Genomic DNA, 21,165 nt, shown 5'->3' with positions numbered 1-21,165 from the left:
CGTCGGCGGTTGCCCGCCGACGACGGCACAGATTCCTTCGCAACTCGCCGACGAGTTCGGCCGAAACTAGAGGAGACCACGAGTGACGACAACCCGGCTGATCGCGCCCTCCGACACGGAGCAGACGACCAGAAACCGGCTCATGGACCTGTTCGCCGAACGGCCGATCCCCGATGACGCGCTGCTCGACCACCTCGAAGTCTTCATGCGCCCGCAGCGCATCAACGAGATCCTCACTCTCGAACAGCTCTACCAGCAGATCCTCGGCGTCCACGGGATCATCGTCGAGTTCGGTGTCCGCTGGGGCCGCCACCTGTCCGTGTTCAACGCGCTGCGTGCCCGCCACGAGCCGACCAACATGTACCGGAAGATCGTCGGGTTCGACACGTTCACCGGCTTCCTCGACCCGGCCCCCCAGGACGGCGACTCCGACCGGGTCTTCGCGGGCAGCATGAGCGTCACGCCCGGCTACGAGAACTACCTGGAACAGGTCCTGCGCCTGCACGAGGCCGAAGCGCCGATGGCGCACATCCAGCGGTTCGAGCTGTGCAAGGGCGACGCTCCGGAGCAACTGGCCGCCTACCTGGAACGCAACCCACAGACGATCGTGGCGCTCGCCTACTTCGACATGGACCTGCACGATCCGACCCGCGCGTGCCTGGAGCTGCTGCGCCATCACATGCCCGCCGGCAGTGTCCTGGCCTTCGACGAGCTGACGCACCCGGACTTCCCCGGCGAGACCATCGCGCTGAAGAACGCGATCGACCTCACCGGCCACCGCGTCCAGCGGTTTCCGCAGTCGCCGTACCCCGCGTTCGTGGTGCTGTGATGGGCGCCCTCACGCAGGTCCTGCGGTGGGCTGCCGATGCACACGACACCCCGGAGGATCAGGACTTCGACGACCGCGTGCTGCTCGATCTGATCGTGCAGCACGCGCTCAGCGGCCGTCTGGCCCGGCGCCTTCCCACCGGGCCGCAATGGCTGCGTGACCGGCTCGGTGGGCCCGTAGCGGCGATGCATGCCGACACCCTGGCGCTCGCCGAGGCACACATCCGTGCGGTCGATCGCATCGTGACAGCGCTCGGCGAGCAGCAGCCACCGCCGGTGGTGGTGAAGGGGATCGCGACCGGGCTACTCACCGGCCAGAAGCACCTGCTGCGGTGCGGGGACATCGACCTGGTCTGTGCCGACGGGGGGCCGCTAATCGAGACGTTGACCCGGCTCGGCTACGAGCGCACCCGGGCACCGTTCCTCCACGAACTCGGCGAATTCACCCGTGCGGGCGTCGAGATCGACGTGCACGCCTACCTTCCGGTACCCGGGTACGGCGCGGTACGGCACGCGGACCTCACACCCCCGGAGCGGGGGACCTGGTATCAGCCGCGCCGCGCTCCCTCGATGCACCCGATCCGGCACGGCCAGCTGGTCGACGGCGGCACCGTCACGGTGGGCCGGGTCAGTGTTCCCGACCCCTGCCTGCTGACGATCGTGCTCTGCGCCCACGCCTTCTTGAACTTCACCAACATGTGGTCGCTGTCGCATCGCGCCAAGCCGTACGTCAAGTTGGCCGAGCTGGCCGACCTGCACGCCCTGGTCCAGCACGAGGCATTCGATACGCAGAGGTTCCTCGCGTTGGTCGCGGAGCTGGACGCGGGGGACGCGGTGAGCTGGGCGGGCTGGGCCTCGACCGTGCTCCTCCGGAGGAATCCGCTACCTGTACCGGCCGGCACCGGACCGTTTCCCCGCTGCCTGTGGTGGGACTTCTGGGCGCGGCTTCCGGTCGACGAGGAGGCGCTGCTCCTACCCGACTGGTTCGACCTCGCCACCGTGAAGCCCCTGCTCGGAAGCCGGATCGAACTGGACACCGGCCGCCCGGCGCCGCCCTGGACGGTCGAGGTCCGCCGCGACGGCGACGAAGTGACGATCACGGTCGGCCTGCCGGAATCAACCGACGCGGCGACCGAACGCGGCCGGGTCGACTTCGGAGCGATCGGCACGGAGTGGGTCCTGGCCGATGGACAGCTGACCGCTGTCGGCGGCCATGACACCTGCGACCTACTCTCGGGACGTCGAGTCCGGCTGCGCTACCCCGTCCCCCATGCGGGCGGCGAGATGCTGGTCGGTGTGGCCGAGCAGGACGCGTCCGGGGCGCTGCTGTCGGCCGTACTGCTTCCCGCCACCTGTCGATCGGCGGATCCGGTGGGTGTCCGGTGATCCGCGCCACGCGGCTCCCCGGATACTCCTGGGACACGACCGGCCGGGTCGAGGCCAGCGTCCAGGCCCTGATCGGTGAGCGGCTGGCGGAGCTGCCGGCGCGCGCCGCCGGAGTGGCAGCCCGGTTGCGTGAGGTAACCGGGGACTGCCGCATGGTCGCGGTCTACCTGCGGCCGGACTCGCCCGACGCCGTCGTTGGGCTGTGTGAACGCCTCGCGTCCACGAAGAACGCTCGGGAGCGCGCCCGGTTGCAGCACGAGATCGGGCGGCGCCGGTTCGCCCGCCCCGGCACTGCTCAGATAAGGCTCACGGGCGACCTGGGACAGGTGCTGACGGCAGCCGACAACCGCACCCGGGCCTACGTACCTGATCCCGGGTATCGGGACATGATCGCTGCCTTGCTGGCCGGCTTCGGCACGGGATTCTCGGACTTCGTGGAGAGCCAGCACGAGGTGCCCGGGCCGAACGCGCGCCTGCGCCAGGGCATCGTCAAGTCGTGGCGTCTGCCCGACGGCACCCGTGTGATCAGCAAACGTGCCAACCCGGCCAAACCTGGCCGGTTCGCCCAGGAACAGTTCGCCTACCGCGCCATCGCCGCCCGGCTCGCCGGCCCGGTCACCTTCGGCCGGGACCGGCGCCTTCAGCTCGCACCCCTGCTCGCGACCATCCGGGACGGCGCCACCGGGCACGTCTATGCCGTCTGGCAGTGGGCGCCCGGTGAGACCGCCGAGTCGATGCTGCTGGCACCGGGCGAGCACACGTCGCTGCTGCGCGACTACCGGGATCTGATGAACGCCCTGCTCGACCGCGGCATCCTCTGGCGCGACCTGAGCCCCCGCAACGTCCTCGTGCACGGCCATGTACACCATCTCGTCGACTTCGAGAAGACACAGGTCCCCGAAGTCAACGCAGCTCCCGTACCGCACGAGGACCGGGGCGCCTACTGCCGCGGTCAGATCGGAGTCGAGGAACTCGGGGTCCTCTGCCCGGAAGACGAGGTCCGCGCGTGCCTTAACGGCTACCTGGACCCCGACACCTGGGACTTCGACGCGTCCGGCCCGGTGCCGTTCCCGCCGCGCCCGGAGGTGACGGCGGTCCTCGCCGCGCGCGGCATCACCGACCCGGACCTGGGCGCCTACAACCGGACCGACCGGCAGATCTGGCAGGTCCGATCGCCGGACCTCGACCCCGTCACCGGGCAGCCCCGATATCCGGGCCTGGTCAATTTCCGTGTCGAGCACTACCTGAGCTGCGCCGGTCGCACCGACGCGGACGACTACGACCGCAAGACCACCGAGATCCTGATCGCGGGCCGCCGGCACGGCTGCTTCGACGACGCGGTCCAGTCCGTCGCCGACGCGGTGGACGAGGCGGAACGGCAGTTCGTCGTCGCCGAGGTCGCCGAGCTTCTCGCCGGCAACGACACGGGGCCCGTCACCGCGCCGCACGCGGCAATCCGCGCACTGGTGGACCGCATCGACGTCCTGGACACCGCCCGGCAGGATCCCGACTACTTCCGGTCGGCCTGCACGCCCCTGGGGGAGGAAGGACGATGACGCACCCGCCCTTGCCCGGACCGGTGTGCCTGCGTACGGATCAGGTCGTCCGTATCGGCCCGCTCACCCTGCGCATCGCCAGCGACCAGGCCGGCTTCCCCGCGCTGCGCTACTACAGCCGTGCCGCCCGGATGCCGGTCGGCACCGTGCCCGACGTGGAACTGTGGTGCCTGTCGGACGCCGATCCCGGCCTGCCCGCCGACACCACGGCGCGCGCCCGCAACTTCGCCTCCGGCTACTACGTGACCGACCATTTCGGCGCACCGGTGCGCATGTCCAGCTCGGGCAACCGGATCGTGCTCGTGGGGGACCACCTGGAACGGCTGGTCTGGCCGTACGTCGTGAAGTACCTGCTCCTTCGGCACACCGCCACCACCGGTGGACTCTTCCTCAAAGCAGCCGCCCTCGCCTTCGGCGACGGGGCGACGCTGATCGTCGGCCGCGGTGGCGCCGGCAAAACCGTCCTGGTCACCGGGCTGTGCCGGAACGGCGCGACGTTCATCACCAACTCACACGTGGTCCTCGCAGACGGGGCCGTCCAGGGCGTCGCGAGCACCATGAGGATGCGGCCCGGCCCCTGGCTGGACCAGGCGGCGAGTACCGCGGCCCTCGACCCGAGCGAGCGCCTCGTCGACCCGTACGACGCGTTCCCCCACCACACGGGTGCCGCGATGCCGCTGCGCGCCGTGTGGATCGCCGACTTCCGCGCCCCCGGGGAACACGACGTGCAGCAACTGCCGCCCGACGAGGCGGCCGGCATCGTCGAACAGTTCGCCTTCGGGCTCAACGTCTACCGGCTCGAAGAGGACCTGCTGGACCTGTGCGGCGGCGACTACCGCGCCTTCTCCACCCAGTACGCACGGATGCGGACACAGCTACACGCGGCAGTCAACAACTGCCCCACCTACCACGTGCGCTCGGACGTCCAGCTCACCGCACACCGCGACCAGCTTCTCCAACTGCTCTGTGACGGAGGTACATCATGAGGGGCGCCCTCATCGGCTACGGCACCATCGCGACCGGTCACGTCATCGGATACCGCCAGGCCGAAGGCATCGACGTGACCGCCGTCGTCGACCCCACCCCAGCACGCGCGGCAGCCGCCCGCAGCTCCGGGCTGCGCGCATACGCCACCTACGCGGAGATGATCGACCGCGAGGCTGTCGACTTCGTCGACATCTGCACGCCGCCCAACAGCCACGCAAGCTACATCGAGCTCGGGCTGCGCGACGGTCTGCACGTGCTGTGCGAAAAACCGGTGTTGATGCCACACGAGGGTCGCTACGACCGCTTACTCGACCAGATCGCGGCCTCCGACAAGGTCTTCTACCCCTGCCACAACTACAAGTTCGCCCCCATCCTGGAGACCATGCAACAGGTCGTCCACAGCCCCGGTTTCGGCGACGTCCTGAGCGCCCGCTTCCGCACCCTGCGCCAAGGCCACGCCGTCGGCGTCCCCGAGTGGAACCCGCACTGGCGGCGCGATCCGCTCATCTCCGGCGGCGGCATCCTCCGCGACCACGGTCCGCACAGCGTGTACCTGGCGACCCACCTGACCGGACGCACGCCGCTGGCCGTGTCCTGCCTGACCGGTGCTATGCGCCACGACGGCCACACCGGCACGGAGGACACCGCGATGCTGATGATCCGCTGCGACGACGACGTCCAGATCGAACTGGATGTGACCTGGTCGGCCGGATACCGCAACAGCTACTACTCGGTCATCGGCAGCAGCGGCAGCGTCACCGTGGAGAACGACGACGTCCAGTACAGCCTGGACGGCCGGCTGCACCGCACCAGCCTGCTGTCCAACTTCGACGACCCCAGGCACCCCGACTGGTTCGCCGCGATGTTCGCCGACTTCCTGACCAAGACACAGCACCCGGAACAGGCGGCACCGCTGCTCGCCGAGTCCCTCACGACCTCCCTGGTGATCGACGGCGCCTACGCCTCGGCCGCCGACGACGGCCGGTGGGTCGAGCTGACACCGGCGCGGGACCTGCTCATGGGCACCGCGCGATGACGGCGCCGCGCGACGACGGAACCGGCCCGGTCCCACTCGACGACATCCGGGACTGGCTCAGCAGCCGGCCCGGCGACCGGACCGTCGTGCTCGCCACCGGCTGCTTCGACCTCCTGCACGCGGGACACCTGACGTTCCTGGAGGAGGCGAGCCGGCTGGGTGACCTCCTGGTCGTCGGGGTGAACAGCGACCAGTCGGTCCGGGACCTCAAAGGCCCGAGCAGGCCCATCGTCGGCGAACGCGAACGCGCCGTCCTCGTGGGCGCTCTGAGGTGCGTCGACCGGGTGTTCCTCTACGACGAGCCCACCGCCGACCGCCAGATCCGCTTCCTGCGCCCGCAGATCTTCGCCACCGCGCGCGCAAGCATCACCGCGTACCCGAGTGAAGTGGCGTCCGCCGTCGAGGTCGCGGCACACGTACACGCGATCGACCGGATTGCGCCGTACTCCACGACCACGCTGGTCGACACCCTGCGAGCGAACCTATGACGGAGGAGGTCATCGCCACCGGCAGCGCCCCATGGATCCCGGTGCCGCATCTGATGGAGGTGGTCCCCGCAGACTTCTCCCCGCCCCAGCACCTGACCACCGCGGCCTTCGCCCTCGTATCCGAAGCAGAAGGCCGCCTGCTGCTGACGCACGTCAACCTTCCCGGCCGGGGCTGGGACGTGCCCGGCGGCCACATCGACCCGGGCGAGGACGCCCGGCGTGCGGCAGCGAGAGAAATCAGCGAAGAGACCGGGCTTCTCGTACCTTCCGAGACACTGACGCTGCTCGGATGGCAACGATTCACCTTGCACGAGAAGCCACAGGACAGTTATCCGTACCCGTTCCCAGTGTCGTACACGCTGATGTTCACCGCGCAGACCGGCCTCGCCGATCCGCCGGTGGCCCCACCCCGGGACTCGGAGTGCGGGCCTGCCGGATGGTTCACCCCTGCGCAAGTCCGGCAGCGGTGCGCGACCTGCACCTGGCTGCCGTTCCTCGCCCTGCTACGCGAGGCCCGGCACCCTGCCGACGTCTCCTCAGACTGAGAAGACTGAGCTTCCAGCGTCGGGCACGAGGAGACACCGATCGAGAAGGGTCACCTGCGTCTACGCCGGGCCGCTTGGGGAACGCTCCTCAAGCGGCTCGAAGCCCTCAGGCAGAGGGATCCCGAACCGCTGGCACAGCAAGGGCACGTCGTGGCGATCGACATCACGAGCCGGATAGCCGGTATGCCAGCGCACCGCCCACTCGGCCGACTCGCACCGCACTGCAGTTCCGGCAATCGAACCACGTCCGGCGAGGGCCTCAGCCGGGAAAGGACCGCCCTCCACCACGGATCCGTAATGCAGCGATCCGTCCGCGAGCGGCTCGTAGAGGTGCAAGTCGACCCGCAGCCGAACACCGTCGTGCAAGACGAAGTTCCACGGCCTGTCACCAGGCCACGGGAAGATCCGGTCGACACCAGCCTCAGCGAACGCGACGAACAACGACTCCAGATGGGCGGCCGGCGCCCATACGTCAAGGTCTGAATGTTCTCGCGTCTGCTCCCCGAGCAGCGCATCCACGCCCCACCCGCCGCCAACACACGCATCTACGCCGTGGGCGTCGAGCCGTTCCACAAGCGCAACTACATCCTTGGCTGACATCGAATAATGGCTCACCGCATCAGGGTAGAGGCTAGCCCGACCCCACATCTGGCGATCACTTCGGCTTCACCGGACTGGCTCCCGGGGAGAGACGCCAAGACCGCCTACGCCTCGTCGAGCCCGGCGGCGGATCTAGTGCCGCCTCAGGCAACGTTCGCCCTGTCGACGACCTTGCGTAGTCGTTCGTCGGCGGTGTGGTTGTTCCACCAGACGATGTAGCGGCGGATCATGCTGCCCTGCTGTAGACGACGGACGTCCTCGAGCATTCCGACGGACTCTGGGCGATCGTCTACGGGCCGTCCTACACACACGGCCTCCGAAGCCGCGACCGGCCCAGCCGGATCTGACGTGAGGCGGCCCGCACCCGTTCTGGCTGCCGGGCTGGGAGAAGTACCCCACCTTCCCTGTTGGATCGACGTGTTGGAGCGGATCGAGCAAGAGCGGATGCGTGCCAGGTCGGCGTACGTACTGAGCGCCGAAGGATCGCCGGGTGGCAGGGGATCGAGTGCCTGTTCTTCGACTTCCTGTGGCGGGAAGGCGCGGAGCTCAGCCACGGCCGACGATCTGTGGGACTTCGAGAACTGGCGGACCCAATCCCTGCGGAATCCACGTCGGGTTGGTGGGGCGCGGCGGAACCGTGGGCCGGCCGCGCTGATCCGTGAGCACGAGGGCGGCCCTCGGTAGGAACGGCGAGCGGGTCCTGATCCCGGCTGCTCGGACGAGGAACGCCCGGAGCAGCGAGGTCCGTTGAGCGAGGTCCGTTGCCTGACGCCGCGGGCCTTTCGCCGTTGGGCGCAGGTCGGGTTACTCGGGTACGGCGCGGACGGTGTGCTCTCACCGAGGTGTTCGCGGCGCCGGGAGCCATCTCGTGCGCCGCGACACCTCGGATTCTGTTTCTGGGCTAGAAGGCTGCTGTCCGGTCTTCGCTGCGCGGGTCGATCACTTGGTGGCCGGTGTAGACGCCCGCGCGCGCCTCACGACGCCAGGGACGCGCGTAGGTCAGTGCCCATGTGGCGGCCTCGGCACTGTCGTCGAGGTTCACGACAGCCACGGATGGCGAGTCGTCCGCGGGGCACCGCGCAAGCCAGTCGCCGTTGGGAGCGACGATTCCGGACGGTGCGGTGGCGCTCTGCTGTGTCGGCCCTGACAGGCTGACCCAGTAGCTGTTCACCGCGGCGTGGCCTTGGGCTTGGGCGGCGGTGTTACCCGGGGTGCCGCTGGTGGAGAACAGGACGCAGTCGACATCCAGCTTCTCGTATTCCGCGAACAACTCCGGGTAGTGGATCTCCATGCCGAGCAGGCAGCCGAAGCGCACCCCGTCGACCTCGAAGGTCACCGGTGAGACGCCCGGCGAGTACATGTACGAGACCTTCGTCTTCGACATCAGGCGCTCGTCATAACGCGTGACGACCTCCCCGCGATCGGAGATGACATAGAGGCTGTTGTGCGGACGGTTCGGGCCGGTCAAGCGGTGCACCGACGGGATCACCGTCCACAACCGCAACTCGCGGGCCAGCTCGGCGATCGCAGCCAACTCCGATCGGAGCACGGGCCACTGGCACCGATCCCAGTCCGCCGGGCCGACCGCGTCCGGGCCATCGACGGACATGACGAACTTGCTGGGAAAGCAGATCGCGCCTTCCGGGAAGTGCACGATCCTCGCTCCCTGAGCACTGGCCTCGCGCATCAGAGCACGGACCTCACGCCCACTTTCGCGCAGCGCTTCCGCGTCTCGGGGGTCTTCGCGTACGGGGGTCTGCGCTACGGCGAGCCGCACGCTCTTGGGATTCCTTGCTTCCGACATGACGTCTCCTGATGGAGTCGGACGGAAGTGCCGGAGGGCGGACGTGTAGGACTCGCCGGTCTTGGCGGCGCGGGCACGCACCTGGTGCTTGAAGTTCCTACGGGCTGTCATCGCGGCCTTCCACGCCCTGAGCGAAGGCTCCCCAGCAACCTCGCCCGAGGCGATCGGGCTGCAACAACGACCTGAGACGCTGGTCCCTTTGCCTCCGATGGGAGACCGCGCTGGGGACGGTCGCGGGAGGTTTGGCGTAGGCCACGCAGTCGGTCATCATGCCGTCGCTCGCGGGCTCCGTCAACATCCTTCAACACGTCCAGCGCGCCGTCGCCCGGCCGGCCGCTGGAGAGGAACACCTCAGCTCAACACACTGAACTTGACAGAGAAAGCAACGTGGGGCAAAGGGCAGGGCCCCGGCGGACACAGCACCTGTACGCGCAACCGATCCCCAACCAGGGCGGGCCGGACGCCGAGCCGCGGATCTGGATCACCCCGCCCCGGCACACTGTGCAGACCGTCGATGAGCTCGCTGACGTGATCAGTGCGGCCATCGCGCCCTATGAGCCGGTCAGATGCCCGGCGTGCTGATCAAGATGTGGCTGACCCGTCCGCCCCTGTCACCCCAGTAGACCGAGTCCAACAAGCCCCGCTCCGTTGGGTGCCGTTGAGAGGACGGCGCGATAAAGAAGGCCGCGAAGAACCCAGGCCGGGGGCGACCCCGGCGCAGAACAACAACGAGTGCGCTCCTGCTGCATTTCGCCATTCACCATCGCGGGACCGCCGGTGGTGACCGCGGCGGTTCTTCGCAGGTGAGAGACACCCTGTCGTGAACCTCGAAGCGCTTCGGCGGGGCGGGACATTCCTGACCGGTCAGGAGTCGGCAGGTTCATCCGCCGAGGTCAGCAGCCCAGGCTTCCATCCTGGTGGGCTGACAGCTCGGAGTGGCGCGCCTGGCTTGATGACGGCCTGCCCCGGCTCGCTCTCGTCATGATCCATCAGTTTCTGTCAGTGCCCGCTGCTACACCATTTTCGAGGGACAGGCCGCGACCGCGGCTCGCATACGGGAGGGGACACCATGTCGAAGGCGCCGAACGGCTTCCACTACGTACGCGGCCACATTCGCCGCAATCCGAAGCCGGGCAGCGGGAAGCGGATGACCGGCTGGATGATCGCCGGCCTTGCGGCCGGCATCTGGTTATGGGGGCAGGTGTTCGGGTTCGGCGAGGCTAGTTCCACGACGCCGCCCGCTCAACCGCAGCCGGCCGTCTCCACTCCGGCCGCCCGCTGATGGGGCGAAAGCAGTTACGCATTCGCCGCCCGCGCGGCGCGCCCGAGTTCCTCTCCGCCACTGTCGTGGCGCTGGCCGCCCTGGTCCTGACGTTCCAAATGGCCGCCGCGGCGGTCGGAGCGCTCAAGGACGCCTGGCCGTTCCTCTTGGCCCTGGTCCTGCTGGCGGGGGCCGTCGGGGCCTGGCGGATCGCGCGCACGGTGCACGGTAGACGGCGTGCCGCCGAGCGGCTGGCCACGCTGCGGATCACCCTGGCCGAGTTCGACGCCATGGACGACCGGCAGTTCGAGCACGCTTTGCGGGACCTGTTGGTCCGCGACGGCTGGTCGGCACGCCGCGTAGGCGGCAGCGGCGATCAGGCCGCTGACGTCATCAGTGACCACACGCACCTTGGCCGGATCGTCGTCCAGGCCAAGCACACCCGCGTCGGCGGGAAAGTGGGGTCCTCAGTCATGTACGCGGTGAAAGGGACGGCCGGCCCGGCCCACCGCGCCGACCACGCCGTCGTCGTCACCAACAGCACCTTCACCCGAGACGCCATGGCCTGGGGCGACCGGCATAGCGTCCACTGGGTCGACCGGAACAGACTCCGGCGCTGGGCGGAGACCGGCACCGCGCTGCACGAGCTCCTCGGGCTGCCCGCACGCTCCCGCCGTGCCCGGTTCAGGCGCGCCGCCTGACACGCCCCTCATCGTCAACGTCTTGGAGGTGTTGTGTTCGATGAAGACGGGTCACTCGACCCGCTGCTGAAGTTTCTGTTGTACGCCGTCCTTGCGCTGGCCATCGGCAAGATGGTGTGGGAGTGGCTCACGGACGACGTCAGCCGGTGGATCACCGTGGACCTGTGGGGGCTGATAGCTGATCACCCCTGGTGGACCGGCTTCATCGCCGTCGGCACACTGGCCACACTCACCCTCGTTACGAGGCTGCTGTCGTTCCGGTTCGGCGCCGGCACGTACACCTACGTTGGTGACGGCGAGGACTACGCGTCCACCGCCGCACCGGGCGAAGCCGTGGATCCGGATGTGTTGACCTTCAAGATGAAGCAACTCGCCGCGATGACCGCGACGGGCTTCGAGCAGGCGTGCGCCGATCTCCTAGCCCGTGACGGCTTCCGCAGGACACGGCGGGTGGGAGGCGCCGGAGACCTCGGCGTGGACGTCACCGCCCGCGACTACGACGATCGGCTCCTGATCTTGCAATGCAAGCAGTACCAGAACCCCGTCGGCTCGGGGCACGTGCAGAAGTTCAACGGCACGGCACGCCTCCACCACGGAGCCGATGTACCGATCATGATCGGCCTCAACGGCTTCACTCAGCCTGCGATCGACTTCGCCGCGCACCACGACCTCATCCTCATGGGCCCCTCCCTGTCAGTCTGCGGTGAGACACCCGGTATGCCGGGTTATCCTTCCCGGGCGAGACAGGAGTCCACCCCCGTATGACCAGCACGAATGGCCCGATAGCCGAGTCTGAGGACCCGGCACCGAGACCGACCCGCCGCCGTTTCTCCCCGGAATACAAGCTGCGCATGGTCGCCGAGTACGACGCCGCCCCGACCGGGGAGAAGGGCGCGATCCTGCGACGCGAGCGGCTGTACCACTCCCACATCCTCGAGTGGCGGGCCGCCCGGGACGCCGGAGGGCTGACGGCCCTGAGCGACCGGCGCACCAGCTCGGCCCGACCGAAGAAGGCCGCGGAAACCGCCGAGCTGGAACGGCTGCGCAAGAAAGTCGCCCGGCTGGAGAAGGACCTGGCCAAGCGCGATGCCGCTCTTCAGGTCATGGGAAAAGCTTCCGCGCTCTTGGAACTGCTTGCCGAGAGCGCGGACTGAGCGACGCCGCCGACCCGGTCGTGGACGAGGCGTTCACCGGCCTTCAGGTGCATCTGGGCACCGTGGCGGCCTGCCGGCTGACCGGCCGCTCCCGGGCGACGCACTACCGGCGTCTGAAGCCCCGCCTGGCCAGGGAGCCGGAACCGCGTCCGGCTCCGCCGTCAGCCCTGTCGGACGCGGAACGGGCCGCAGTACTGGAGCTGTTGAACCGGCCGGAGTACGCCGAGCTGCCGCCCGCCCAGGTGTGGGCCCGGGAACTGGACGCCGGCACCTACTGGTGCCCGCCTTCGACGATGTACCGGATCCTGCGGGCCGCCGGACAGAGCGGCGACCGCCGCCGCCAGGCCACGCACCCCGCGAAGGTCAAGCCGGAACTGGTCGCCGACGGGCCCTCGCAGGTGTGGTCGTGGGACATCACGAAGCTGCGCGGGCCGGGCAAGGGTGACTGGTACCACCTGTATGTCCTGATCGACATCTACAGCCGCTACGTCGTCGGCTGGACGGTCGCCGCACGGGAAGACAGCCTGATCGCCGAGGAGTTGATCCGCACGGCGATCGAGACCAACGGCGTCGTGCCGCACACCGTGCATGCCGACCGGGGCACCTCCATGACCTCCAAGCCGGTCGCCCAGCTGCTGACCGATCTCGGCGTCACCCGCTCCCACTCGCGGCCGAAAACCTCCAACGACAATCCCTACAGCGAGGCCCACTTCAAGACCATCAAGTACAGCGGCGACTTCCCCGACCGGTTCGGCTCCCTGCAGCATGCCCGCGACTGGTGCGACGGTTTACTCACCTACTACAACCACGAGCACCGACACTCGGCGATCGGCCTGCACACCCCGGCCAGCGTCCACTTCGGCACCGCCGACCTGGTGCGCCAGCAACGGGCCGTCACCCTCGCCCAGGCATATACGGCGCATCCCGAACGCTTCGGCCGCCGGCCCCAGCCACCGACGCTGCCCGCGGCCGTCTGGATCAACGAGCCCCGACCTGAGACAGAACCCCAGAAACAGAACTCATAGCTTCATACCGTCTCATTTGACTTGACAGCTTCCGGGCCGTCCCGAACTGAAGAAATGGGCTCACGGCCAGCACCTGTACGACGTCCTCGGTATCCCGAGCACGACGCAGTGACCCCAGCCGGGACACCTGATGCGGACATCGACTACCTCGACACCCTGAGCGCTGGCCGCGTGTGGTCCTACCGGGACGACCATCTCATCGAATGACCGTGCACGGGAGCTGGCCACGGGAGCAGAGAGAGGACCTATGACGCTCACCCGCGACCTTGACTCGACCACGGCCGCGCTCGACCCGTTTGGTGCAGACGCGGTAATGAGGGCCCTGCCCGAGGCCCAACGTCGCAGCCGACACCACCTGGCTGCGTACCCGAGCCGAGCGCCTCTCCCGGCACGCCGCCCCCGCCCGGGTGGCGCTACGGAACCTGGGCATGATCACCGCTTCCCTCGCCCCGCCACACCGGCCACGCGGTCCCGCCGGCCGCTGTCGAAGCGGCCATGCTGCGTCTCAGCGCTACGGCCAACGATGTGCCCCGGGGGACGGTGTACTCCTACGCCACCCGCAACCCCGGGTCCCCGGAGGCGTTCCTTCACCGACACCACAGGCGAGCACGTATTCATCGGCGAGAACACAGCTGACGCCCTCGCCGCCGCGTCCACGAGCGGCTGCGAGACTTCGCCGCTCGCTTGCTGACGGTCAAACGCACGCTGACACCGCACTACTTCACCATGGTCTCCTGCGCCCAACTTCCCTGGGGCGGTCAGTGACCGCGCATGCGTTGGTCATAGTCCGCCGCTGGTTCCAGGCCCATCGCGGCGCGGCGTTCATCGAGCCGGTCAGGGTCGGCAACGGGCTGCAAGCGCAGGTTCGAGCCGTCTGGGTCGTCGGTGTATTGCGTTCCGTACACCTGGGGTTCGCCAGCGGCGACCAGGACCCGGTCGGTGAGGTAGGCGAGCTGGCGTGGAGAGGCGTCTCCGGCCGCGACCGCAGCCTTCAGGAGTTCGAGCGCCTGGCGCTGGAAGGTGGGAGCGAGGTCGGCGTGTTGGGCGAGAAGCCACGCCTCCTCGGCTCCCGGCGCGCCCACTAACGCGACACCTGGCCAGCCGTGTTCGGCGATTACCTGCTTGAGCCAGGCGGTGTTTTCGGCGTCGATCCGGCACATCTCGCGTCCGTCTCGAGTATTGGCCGCGACGCACCGTGCAGCTTGGTCTTGTTCGGCGCGGCGGTGGATCTCAGCGGCGAGGTCGTGGTTCATCGTGTACAGATTGACCTCGTTCGGGACTTTGGACAAGGCAAGGGACCCATGCACCCTCCGCCACTGGTCGCGAGGGGCGCGCGGGCATGGTGGAAGGCGCAGGTCATGCCGGGTGTGTGGCGTCGCCGAAGACGCGCACCGCGGTGGGAGGGACCGGGGCGGCGAGGGGCTGGGCTTACTCAGGCCGGCCGGCGGCGGTGAGGACACGGGCAAGGTCATCGGACCCGATGGCCGGACCAACAGCGAGCCAGGCCACCGTTCCTCTCAGCCCAAGAGGTCGTCTTCCCCTGACTACGGTCACGGTGCTGTCCGACCGGTCCTGGGCTCGGCAGCACGCGGTGATCGCCGAGGACGCCGTCGCGGCGGCCCACGCAGTCCAGCTTCACGCACGGCGGGGAGAGCGTCCTGATGGGCAGCGGAACAAGGCGACGCTGTTGCCGCTGAGTCGAGCACTCGCCGGGCCCGTCGCCCTCTGGGGTGTCGCCTCCCCAGGCGAGAAGATTCGCCGTACCAGATCACGGAGTCGCGACCAATGCTCCAGTGGTAGATCGTGATCTTGGTGTCTGACTGCCGTCGGCATAGAGCGACTCGCCTCAGGCCATGGGGCATCGGCCCTGTCAGGTGATGGCGCTGAAGTACGCAGCTGCAGCGTCAATGAAGCGGTCGTGTGCCGCCCGTGCAGCGTCCTGCGCTGCGGTGAGTTCCTCGATGGTCGTGGCGGCATCGACCATGTTGTAGGTGGCGACAACCATCGCCTGTGCGGTGGCGTGGACAGCCGGGTCGGGCACGAGGAGCCGCAGCGCAACCAGGGGGCGGGTGATGGCGGAGCGGGTGATGTGAGACCTGGCTCGTAGTTCTTCCAGCTCAACGTCGCTGACCCCGCGCAGCCGAGCCTCCCCACGCATCCACAAGGCCCGTCGGTGGTCGGAGTCGGCGGAGGCGAGTGTGGTCACCGCGTCGAGCCGGTCGCGGCGCAACTGCTCAGCGGCGGCTGCGCGCTCGGCGCGGCCAGCCGCCAGGTGTTGGAACGTGCCGGTGACAATCGATCCCAGGAGCGTCCCGATGACGGCAAGGACAGTGGCGATCATGAGCTGCTTTCTTGGCCGTGCACTTGGTCCGGGACCGGTGCAGAGACGGGTGCGGCCACCGTTGATCATCGTGAGTTGTGTGGACTGACGATGAGACGGTGGCCGCAGGCCACAGCATAGATCCCGCCCGATGGCGGGAGGTGTTCGAGTGGCTATGGGACGGATTGCGGGCCGGTTCCCCCGGGCCGAACCCCGCCTGCGGGCCGGGCAGATGGTGCTGGGCCTGGACCATCGTGGAGTGGGCTGGGGAGGCCGGCCCACATGGCATGCAGCTATCTGTTGTGCCGAGCCGTCTGGGACGCCGAACGCCGTCCGCGATGACGTGCATGCATATGTCTCGAGCATCTCCACGACGATGCCGCGGTGCTGGTCGTGGACGAGACCGGCGACCTGAAGAAGGGCAGCCATACCGTCGCCGTCCAGCGCCAGTACACCGGCAGGCCACAGTGCGGCAGCGTCTCCGGGAAGCGGTTGCTGGGTCACGGCGCCGAGAGTAGCGGGCGCCGATCGCCCGCCGTCAGGCCGACGGCGGGCTGATCAGCGTGCCAGCTGGAACACGGCCGCGGCCACGATGGTGCCGAGAATTGTGCCCGCGATGACCTGGTTGCGTGTGTGGTCCCGCAGCTCGACCCGGGACCATCCAACAATGACGACCAGGAGGAACCCGAGGGCCATCCACGCACCGTAGGTCTGTACGAGCATCGCGCAGGCACCTGCCGAGACGGCCTGGTGCACGGAGATCTTCCAGACGAACGTGATCACGGCGAGGATCGCCAGGGTGACCAGCATCGACACGATGAGGGCGGTCATCGTCCGCGGGGCGCCTGCGGCGGCCATGAGAAGGATTCCGGTGGCCACGGAGAGCAGGATGACGGCCATGACGACCAGCCGTGCAGGCTTGGCCCCGACGTGCCGATCGCCCCAATGGCCCTTCCGAATGCCGTACTTGATGAAGGTGATGGGAATGATGGCGGCGAAGAGTGCGCCGACCGCTCCCCAGGCGACGCCAATCCATTGCGCCGTGTGCCAGCCGATCAGGAGAGTGACGGCGATAATCCAGTTCTTCGGCTCAAGCCAGTCGGTGATGCGGCGCGCCAGTTTGGACTCCGCGGGGTGCACGTCAGTTGTCATGGGAGGAGTCCCTTTCCGGTCCGCCTGTCGGCAAGGCCGCAAGCGCGACTTCCTGGCGGGTGAATTCTGTTACGACGGGTGAAGAAACGTAGGCGCGGGATACCGCGTGGAGCCACGCAAGTTCACTCGGCCGGTCCCTTCCAGTGACACCGAGGGGCGGGTACTCAACATCTTCAAGTTGGTTTCCTGTTCGAGCGGCGCTAGCGGCCACGCGCAGCCAGGCGGCTTCTGTCACAGCATCAACTTCCTGCTCGCTTACGCCTTTTTGGAAGGCGAGGGCGCGAGCCCGCTCGCGGACATCTACGGACACGTATTCACGTAGCGCCAGGCACGCGTCCTCGATTTCGATGACGCATCGTTCAAGTCGGAAGCCGACACGCTGCTTTGGAACCGATGCGGAGAGCACCACGTGGGGAGCGGCGTCTGTCAGGCGCTTCCACAAAGGCTGGAGCCGCCTGAGCATGATCCAGGATCTGACGTACTCCACGGCCACGGAGAGCGGTGGCAGACAGCTGCCGAGCGCGATCGACAGAATCGCCAACTGCTTGAGTGCAGTGGAGATCTGGTACTCCAGCGTCGGATACCGGACTCCGGTGGCGAGGTCCAGCGTGACGAAGCCGACGCGCTGCAGGGCATAGAGGCTGCCGAGCAGCGTGCCGAGCCCCATGAGGCCGAGGCCGGCCCTGCCCAGGAAGGTGCGGCTGTGCCGGACGCCGCTGAGGAAAAGCCAGGTGGCGACGAACATGGCGATGCCGATGTACAGCGTGAAGACCGCCGTGTAGAGAACCGGGTAGATGGCGCGCTCGCCGTCGCCGACCCGTACTGGCCCACCTGGCATCCAGTTGGCCAGCGCATAGAAGAGGACCATGAGGGGGAGCGTGGCTGCGATCGCTGCCAGCCTGGTGCGGCGGGCCAGGCCCTGCGGGCGGACGACGGCGACGATGAAGTCCAGGAGGAAGGCCGCGGAGGTAACGCCGAGCAGGTGCTTCAGCAGCGGAGTAAGGCTGGTGACGCCGGCGTTGTCGCTGATGGCGGCTTTGACGGCGGGCACCTCGAAGGTCATGGCCGCGGCCAGGGCCGCGAACGTGAGCGCAAGGCTCCGCTGCTTGTGGGAGTGACGGATGGCCGGCAGACGCCACAGAGTCACGAGCCACAGGGAGCCGGCGACGAGGGTCGGGGTGTTCATGAGCGGCGGTTCCTCCGGGGATGGACGAGGGCGTCGTCAAGACGCGTCATGGCGCCTGGCCGCCCTGGTTCTCGACCGGAGTGGGCCAGTTCCTCGAACAGCTCACCGAGGGACGAGGCAGCCATCTCAGCGTCGTACTCGGTCTCACTGTCGTAGCTGGTCCGGCCGAGCGCTGTGAGCACGGCCGAGGGGTCGACGCCCGGCGGCATGACCGACAGGAGCGACTCCACGACGCTCGCGTTCTCGCTGGCGTGCCCGAGGAGTAGGTGTGCCAATTCATGGCGGACTATTTGCGCGCGGTGCCGCTCACTTGTCGCCGTCACATGAAATATGTGATCTCCGCTGTCGAAGGAGATCATGAGACCGCACGGGGCGTTGACGCCCCCCAGGTCGGGCAGTTCGTGGAGGTGCAGCGGGCGCCCACGCTTGTCCGCCAACTGGCGGCATACTTCATCCACCGCGTAGGGGTCGGATATTTCGATTCCCCGCAGTTGCTCCTCGCACTGTCGCCTCAGCTGCGCTTCTTTTCGCGCATAGCGCCGATTGAACATGAACGAGATCCTTGCTGTGATCCCCGAGCAGGCGCAGTACGCAGTCCTTACTCGACTCTTACTCACCAGCACACGAGAATTCCCCGCGGCCCAACGGAGCTTTACACAGCCTCACCGGGCGACCAAGAGGATCTTGAAGGCATATCCGTCAAAACGGGATAGCGGGTGAGGGAGGTCACGTTACTGAGGGATTATCAGGCTTATCAAGGCCCTCTAGGCGACGCGCCTGTTCAATTACCGTCGTGATCATTTTGAGGCTGTCGGCCGAGAGTCCATTGGCTCGCAGTGCGAGCCCTCGCACCTTGCTGTCCCCCACGGCCGCGATCAGCTCCATAGAGGCCCGGATCTTCTCGGACTCCTCGGCGTCGAAGTCAGGGAAGAAGTATTGGGGCGTGACATTGAAGTGGCGCGCCAGCGCTTCGACGGTATTCACGGTCGGGTTCGGCTTGGCTCCGGAGCGTAGCTGCGAAATGGCACTCTCCGAGACAGTGAGGCCGTCCGCCTCGCCGGCCTCACGGATCGCGCGAGACACCTCCGCATTGGTGTACCTCTTGCCCGTCGCCGGGTTCTTCACCGTTTCGAAGAGGTGGTTCAGCTTGTCGGCGAGGCTCAGCTGCCGACCGCCGGACGGCCCCGAGGGCACCTCCGCCGATCCGCTGGACTCCACCATCACCCGGCTCCTCCCATCTACGCCCTGAAGACCTGACGATACTCCAGTGTTGATGTGAGACCAACCTGCGAGACGGAACACTACGGTGTTGACAGGCGGGGATCACTTTGGCGTATGTTCCAGCCACGGCAACACCAAAGTGTTGCAACGTCGGGGAGGCGGCAGAGCGCATCGCTCCCTGCGGCTCGCCATACCCCTAGGCCCGAGGACCGCTCATGAGGACCCGCCCCGCGTCGCGCTCGGCCGCGCGACTTCTACAGAGTTTAAGAACCAAGTCTGGATCTTGACGCAGGGTCGTGCGTATGTTCGTCGTCCGCCGGGCAGCCGGCCCGCACGACGAACGAGGAGAAGCGCATGCGCTCACTCCGGGCCTCGTAGGCCCGCATGACAGCGACGGCGTCCGAGAGGTGCGAACTCCCGGACGCCGAACGCTCAACGGCACAAACCGCCCCGGCAAGGGCGGAGATTGCCCACCATCACCACGCTGATCCCTTCCACGGGGCGCTTCAGCGTGGCAACACTGCAAAGGGGATTCTTGCATGCCTCCTGCCCTGCGCAAAAGGCCGAACTGCCTGGCCTGCGCGGCAGCCTCCTTCGTCTCGGCGCCTTACCGCCCCGGCCCGGAGCACGCCATCACGGCCTCGGAAAGCCGCCGGTCCTGCCTCGTGAGCGGGAGCGGCCGATGAGCAGTGAAGCCCGCGACTGGGTGTGGGAGCACAGCTCCAGCCGGGGGACCGCGCGTCTGGTCCTGCTGTCGATCGCCGACCGGGTGGCCGACGAGCAGTGCGTCTCCTGGGCCTCGCTGTCCAGCCTGGCCAAGCGCACGCGCGCTTCCGTCTCCACAGTGCGCGAGGCCATCGACCGCCTGGTCCACGCCGGTGAGCTGGAGCAGCTCGACGACCTCACCGGCCCGCAGCGCAGCACCGTCTATCGCCTCCCCCTCGCCGCCAAGGCCGTGGCAGAGACCGCGGAGGACGAGGACGCCGACCATGCGCCCGAGGCCACCCTGACGCTCCGGATCTCGGCCCTGCGACGGTGCGGAATCCGCCCCCGTGAGGTGCCGGAATCCCCCGCGAGGGTCCGGAAACCGGCAGTACTGGAATCCGGCAGGTCCCGACGTAAACCGGCACCTCGACGTACCGGAAACCGGCACAGCGATGTACCGGAAACCGGCACACAGAACCGTAGTGAACCGGATTTGAACCGTAGGTACAGCAGTGGTGGTGCTGGCGTCATCTCGGCTGCCGAGTGGCAGGTCGACCCAGCCACCCACACCTGGACCCGCCAGCAGGGACACCTCGACCGCCTCGGCGAGCAAGGTCTGCAAGCTGCCGACGCGAAGTGGCGTGCCCACCGGGCCGACTTCAAGCCGAGACCGGCGGATGCCTGGGCTGCCGACTGGCGCTCCTGGGTTGCCCGAGAGCACGCCCCGGGTCGCCCGAACCTCTACGCCGTCGCTGGCAAGGGCCCCGCCGTGCCGGGCGGCATGACGCGGGCCGAGGCCCACACCGCCGCCCTACTCGCCGCCCTCGACGAGCCGACCGGAACGGAGGGCTGACCGTGGACCGCCGCGAAACCGCCGCCCTGCTGGCCTACATCGGCCGACTCGACCCCCGCACCATCCGCACCGACCAGGGCGAGGCCCGCGACCAGCTCGCCCAGTGGCATGAGCTGCTCGGCGACGTGCCGATGGTCACCCCGCACGGCTGGGACGCCCGCGTCGCCGCCCGCCAGCACATCCGCACCTCGCCATACCAGATCCTGCCCGCGGACATCGCCCGTCCCTGGGAGAGCTACCGACGCGACCGCCTGGCCCGGCACACCGATCCCACGCCGTCCGTCGACCCGGGCGACCAGGCCGCCTGGACCGCCGGGCTGGTCGGCACCCGCCGCGCCGTCGCCGCCGGCACCGCGC

Annotated in this window: 21 protein-coding genes and 3 pseudogenes; 15 read left to right on the top strand and 9 right to left on the bottom strand. The window is 68.2% G+C overall.

Translation table 11 applies throughout. The features are described 5' to 3' along the window. Positions 1 to 82 precede the first annotated feature (82 nt). Genes O3Q52_RS06395 through O3Q52_RS06365 form a run of 7 tightly spaced genes read left to right on the top strand, consistent with a single transcriptional unit; the run spans position 83 to position 6,826 of the window. On the top strand, positions 83 to 829 hold the full coding sequence (locus O3Q52_RS06395; RefSeq protein ID WP_269647811.1) for a class I SAM-dependent methyltransferase: 747 nt from the start codon (positions 83 to 85) through the stop codon (positions 827 to 829). Next, positions 829 to 2,214, top strand: a complete 1,386-nt coding sequence (locus O3Q52_RS06390; protein WP_269647810.1) for a nucleotidyltransferase family protein — start codon at positions 829 to 831, stop codon at positions 2,212 to 2,214. The genes O3Q52_RS06395 and O3Q52_RS06390 overlap by 1 nt, the downstream gene beginning before the upstream one ends. Further along, the gene (locus O3Q52_RS06385; protein ID WP_269647809.1) at positions 2,211 to 3,770 is read left to right on the top strand and encodes a hypothetical protein; all 1,560 of its coding nucleotides are present in this window, start codon (positions 2,211 to 2,213) and stop codon (positions 3,768 to 3,770) included. The genes O3Q52_RS06390 and O3Q52_RS06385 overlap by 4 nt, the downstream gene beginning before the upstream one ends. Beyond that, entirely contained in the window at positions 3,767 to 4,756 is a 990-nt protein-coding gene (locus O3Q52_RS06380) for a hypothetical protein (RefSeq protein WP_269647808.1), read from the top strand. Before O3Q52_RS06385 ends, O3Q52_RS06380 begins: the two co-directional genes overlap by 4 nt. Beyond that, on the top strand, positions 4,753 to 5,793 hold the full coding sequence (locus O3Q52_RS06375) for a Gfo/Idh/MocA family protein (protein ID WP_269647807.1): 1,041 nt from the start codon (positions 4,753 to 4,755) through the stop codon (positions 5,791 to 5,793). Before O3Q52_RS06380 ends, O3Q52_RS06375 begins: the two co-directional genes overlap by 4 nt. Beyond that, positions 5,790 to 6,281: an adenylyltransferase/cytidyltransferase family protein gene (locus tag O3Q52_RS06370; RefSeq protein ID WP_269647806.1), complete on the top strand. Its 492-nt coding sequence runs from the start codon at positions 5,790 to 5,792 to the stop codon at positions 6,279 to 6,281. The genes O3Q52_RS06375 and O3Q52_RS06370 overlap by 4 nt, the downstream gene beginning before the upstream one ends. Further along, the gene (locus O3Q52_RS06365) at positions 6,278 to 6,826 is read left to right on the top strand and encodes an NUDIX hydrolase (RefSeq protein WP_269647805.1); all 549 of its coding nucleotides are present in this window, start codon (positions 6,278 to 6,280) and stop codon (positions 6,824 to 6,826) included. Before O3Q52_RS06370 ends, O3Q52_RS06365 begins: the two co-directional genes overlap by 4 nt. A gap of 60 nt (positions 6,827 to 6,886) precedes the next feature. Here O3Q52_RS06365 and O3Q52_RS06360 read toward each other — a convergent pair whose 3' ends face one another. From O3Q52_RS06360 to O3Q52_RS06350, 3 genes and pseudogenes are all read right to left on the bottom strand, one after another. Continuing rightward, positions 6,887 to 7,441, bottom strand: coding sequence for an aminoglycoside nucleotidyltransferase (locus O3Q52_RS06360; protein ID WP_240439549.1), 555 nt, complete (start codon positions 7,439 to 7,441; stop codon positions 6,887 to 6,889). A gap of 128 nt (positions 7,442 to 7,569) precedes the next feature. Further along, positions 7,570 to 7,668, bottom strand: a pseudogene (locus O3Q52_RS06355) (transposase); the annotation flags it as partial. Between the two features lie 659 nt (positions 7,669 to 8,327). Continuing rightward, a complete protein-coding gene (locus O3Q52_RS06350; RefSeq protein ID WP_269647803.1) occupies positions 8,328 to 9,341 on the bottom strand; it encodes a carbon-nitrogen hydrolase family protein in 1,014 nt (337 codons plus the stop codon). Between the two features lie 958 nt (positions 9,342 to 10,299). On the opposite strand from O3Q52_RS06350, the gene O3Q52_RS06345 reads away from it, so the two are divergent. Genes O3Q52_RS06345 through O3Q52_RS06325 form a run of 5 tightly spaced genes read left to right on the top strand, consistent with a single transcriptional unit; the run spans position 10,300 to position 13,371 of the window. After that, positions 10,300 to 10,512, top strand: coding sequence for a hypothetical protein (locus O3Q52_RS06345; RefSeq protein WP_269647802.1), 213 nt, complete (start codon positions 10,300 to 10,302; stop codon positions 10,510 to 10,512). Continuing rightward, complete coding sequence (locus tag O3Q52_RS06340; protein WP_269647801.1) at positions 10,512 to 11,192, top strand: restriction endonuclease; 681 nt, start codon at positions 10,512 to 10,514, stop codon at positions 11,190 to 11,192. Before O3Q52_RS06345 ends, O3Q52_RS06340 begins: the two co-directional genes overlap by 1 nt. 33 nt (positions 11,193 to 11,225) lie before the next feature. After that, positions 11,226 to 11,957, top strand: a complete 732-nt coding sequence (locus O3Q52_RS06335; protein WP_269647800.1) for a restriction endonuclease — start codon at positions 11,226 to 11,228, stop codon at positions 11,955 to 11,957. After that, entirely contained in the window at positions 11,954 to 12,346 is a 393-nt protein-coding gene (locus O3Q52_RS06330; RefSeq protein ID WP_269647799.1) for a transposase, read from the top strand. Before O3Q52_RS06335 ends, O3Q52_RS06330 begins: the two co-directional genes overlap by 4 nt. Before the next feature lie 20 nt (positions 12,347 to 12,366). Next, the gene (locus tag O3Q52_RS06325; protein ID WP_332112873.1) at positions 12,367 to 13,371 is read left to right on the top strand and encodes a DDE-type integrase/transposase/recombinase; all 1,005 of its coding nucleotides are present in this window, start codon (positions 12,367 to 12,369) and stop codon (positions 13,369 to 13,371) included. A 758-nt stretch (positions 13,372 to 14,129) separates the two neighbouring features. Here O3Q52_RS06325 and O3Q52_RS06320 read toward each other — a convergent pair. Together O3Q52_RS06320 and O3Q52_RS06315 are read right to left on the bottom strand one after the other, a co-directional pair. Next, a complete protein-coding gene (locus O3Q52_RS06320; protein ID WP_269647798.1) occupies positions 14,130 to 14,624 on the bottom strand; it encodes a DUF6624 domain-containing protein in 495 nt (164 codons plus the stop codon). Positions 14,625 to 15,241: 617 nt separating this feature from the next. Next, the gene (locus tag O3Q52_RS06315; protein WP_269647797.1) at positions 15,242 to 15,712 is read right to left on the bottom strand and encodes a hypothetical protein; all 471 of its coding nucleotides are present in this window, start codon (positions 15,710 to 15,712) and stop codon (positions 15,242 to 15,244) included. Between the two features lie 154 nt (positions 15,713 to 15,866). Here O3Q52_RS06315 and O3Q52_RS06310 point away from each other — a divergent pair. Continuing rightward, positions 15,867 to 16,150, top strand: a pseudogene (locus O3Q52_RS06310) (transposase); the annotation flags it as partial. Between the two features lie 99 nt (positions 16,151 to 16,249). On the opposite strand, the gene O3Q52_RS06305 reads toward O3Q52_RS06310, so the two are convergent. The 4 genes from O3Q52_RS06305 to O3Q52_RS06290 form a co-directional block, all read right to left on the bottom strand. Further along, positions 16,250 to 16,843, bottom strand: coding sequence for a hypothetical protein (locus O3Q52_RS06305; protein WP_254076161.1), 594 nt, complete (start codon positions 16,841 to 16,843; stop codon positions 16,250 to 16,252). Then, positions 16,833 to 18,029: an MAB_1171c family putative transporter gene (locus O3Q52_RS06300; RefSeq protein ID WP_119581996.1), complete on the bottom strand. Its 1,197-nt coding sequence runs from the start codon at positions 18,027 to 18,029 to the stop codon at positions 16,833 to 16,835. Before O3Q52_RS06300 ends, O3Q52_RS06305 begins: the two co-directional genes overlap by 11 nt. Continuing rightward, complete coding sequence (locus tag O3Q52_RS06295) at positions 18,026 to 18,580, bottom strand: secondary metabolite protein (RefSeq protein ID WP_269647795.1); 555 nt, start codon at positions 18,578 to 18,580, stop codon at positions 18,026 to 18,028. The genes O3Q52_RS06300 and O3Q52_RS06295 overlap by 4 nt, the downstream gene beginning before the upstream one ends. Before the next feature lie 175 nt (positions 18,581 to 18,755). Then, positions 18,756 to 19,250, bottom strand: coding sequence for a helix-turn-helix domain-containing protein (locus O3Q52_RS06290; RefSeq protein WP_269647794.1), 495 nt, complete (start codon positions 19,248 to 19,250; stop codon positions 18,756 to 18,758). A 682-nt stretch (positions 19,251 to 19,932) separates the two neighbouring features. Here O3Q52_RS06290 and O3Q52_RS06285 point away from each other — a divergent pair. Further along, positions 19,933 to 20,808: a helix-turn-helix domain-containing protein gene (locus tag O3Q52_RS06285; RefSeq protein WP_269647793.1), complete on the top strand. Its 876-nt coding sequence runs from the start codon at positions 19,933 to 19,935 to the stop codon at positions 20,806 to 20,808. Positions 20,809 to 20,810: 2 nt separating this feature from the next. Beyond that, positions 20,811 to 21,165, top strand: a pseudogene (locus tag O3Q52_RS06280) (hypothetical protein); the annotation flags it as partial.

This window comes from Streptomyces sp. ActVer, from assembly GCF_027270795.1.
Lineage (GTDB): Bacteria > Actinomycetota > Actinomycetes > Streptomycetales > Streptomycetaceae > Streptomyces > Streptomyces umbrinus_A.
This window is presented reverse-complemented; position numbering and strand designations above follow the sequence as displayed.

What these genes read in the sequence shown, in the direction of transcription:
- O3Q52_RS06305 (WP_254076161.1), bottom strand. Translation starts at nt 16,843, where the DNA reads ATGACAACTGACGTGCACCCCGCGGAGTCCAAACTGGCGCGCCGCATC.
- O3Q52_RS06290 (WP_269647794.1), bottom strand. Translation starts at nt 19,250, where the DNA reads ATGGTGGAGTCCAGCGGATCGGCGGAGGTGCCCTCGGGGCCGTCCGGC.
- O3Q52_RS06370 (WP_269647806.1), top strand. Translation starts at nt 5,790, where the DNA reads ATGACGGCGCCGCGCGACGACGGAACCGGCCCGGTCCCACTCGACGAC.
- O3Q52_RS06345 (WP_269647802.1), top strand. Translation starts at nt 10,300, where the DNA reads ATGTCGAAGGCGCCGAACGGCTTCCACTACGTACGCGGCCACATTCGC.
- O3Q52_RS06295 (WP_269647795.1), bottom strand. Translation starts at nt 18,580, where the DNA reads ATGTTCAATCGGCGCTATGCGCGAAAAGAAGCGCAGCTGAGGCGACAG.
- O3Q52_RS06365 (WP_269647805.1), top strand. Translation starts at nt 6,278, where the DNA reads ATGACGGAGGAGGTCATCGCCACCGGCAGCGCCCCATGGATCCCGGTG.
- O3Q52_RS06350 (WP_269647803.1), bottom strand. Translation starts at nt 9,341, where the DNA reads ATGACAGCCCGTAGGAACTTCAAGCACCAGGTGCGTGCCCGCGCCGCC.
- O3Q52_RS06390 (WP_269647810.1), top strand. Translation starts at nt 829, where the DNA reads ATGGGCGCCCTCACGCAGGTCCTGCGGTGGGCTGCCGATGCACACGAC.
- O3Q52_RS06330 (WP_269647799.1), top strand. Translation starts at nt 11,954, where the DNA reads ATGACCAGCACGAATGGCCCGATAGCCGAGTCTGAGGACCCGGCACCG.
- O3Q52_RS06285 (WP_269647793.1), top strand. Translation starts at nt 19,933, where the DNA reads ATGAGCAGTGAAGCCCGCGACTGGGTGTGGGAGCACAGCTCCAGCCGG.
- O3Q52_RS06375 (WP_269647807.1), top strand. Translation starts at nt 4,753, where the DNA reads ATGAGGGGCGCCCTCATCGGCTACGGCACCATCGCGACCGGTCACGTC.
- O3Q52_RS06320 (WP_269647798.1), bottom strand. Translation starts at nt 14,624, where the DNA reads ATGAACCACGACCTCGCCGCTGAGATCCACCGCCGCGCCGAACAAGAC.
- O3Q52_RS06380 (WP_269647808.1), top strand. Translation starts at nt 3,767, where the DNA reads ATGACGCACCCGCCCTTGCCCGGACCGGTGTGCCTGCGTACGGATCAG.
- O3Q52_RS06340 (WP_269647801.1), top strand. Translation starts at nt 10,512, where the DNA reads ATGGGGCGAAAGCAGTTACGCATTCGCCGCCCGCGCGGCGCGCCCGAG.
- O3Q52_RS06315 (WP_269647797.1), bottom strand. Translation starts at nt 15,712, where the DNA reads ATGATCGCCACTGTCCTTGCCGTCATCGGGACGCTCCTGGGATCGATT.
- O3Q52_RS06300 (WP_119581996.1), bottom strand. Translation starts at nt 18,029, where the DNA reads ATGAACACCCCGACCCTCGTCGCCGGCTCCCTGTGGCTCGTGACTCTG.